Here is a 351-nt window from a genome sequence, read left to right as displayed (position 1 = left end):
CCGCAATATTTGGGGCACTCTCCCGGGCCGGTGGGCACAAAAAAAAGGCCCGCCGGTTGGCGGACCCTTTTCAGGTTATAAAAGCAACTGAACCGCAGCGGATTAGTGCTTAACGAAGCGCTCGTGGAAGGATTTCTGCCCGTCGCTCACCGTCAGCATATACACCCCGTTGGCCAGGGCCGCCACGTTGAGCTGGCCGTTCTCGAAGCGGGCGCCGGCTACGCGGGCGCCGCGCAGGTCCGTTACCGTGGCCGAGAGCACGACGGCCCGGTTGGCCAGCGAGATGGTCAGCACATCGGAGGCCGGGTTCGGGAACAGGCTCACGGCTTTATCGGCCACGCTGGTGCTGAG

At 63.8% G+C, this 351-nt stretch carries 1 protein-coding gene; it reads right to left on the bottom strand.

The features are described from left to right. Window positions 1-102 precede the first annotated feature (102 nt). A partial coding sequence (locus tag D0T11_RS21890) for a T9SS type A sorting domain-containing protein (protein WP_147374819.1) occupies window positions 103-351 on the bottom strand: 249 nt, incomplete at its 5' end.

This window comes from Hymenobacter rubripertinctus (assembly GCF_003583925.1).
GTDB classification, from domain to species: Bacteria; Bacteroidota; Bacteroidia; order Cytophagales; family Hymenobacteraceae; genus Hymenobacter; species Hymenobacter rubripertinctus.
The sequence above is the reverse complement of the archived record's forward strand: the minus strand, read 5'-3'. Positions and strand labels throughout refer to the sequence as shown.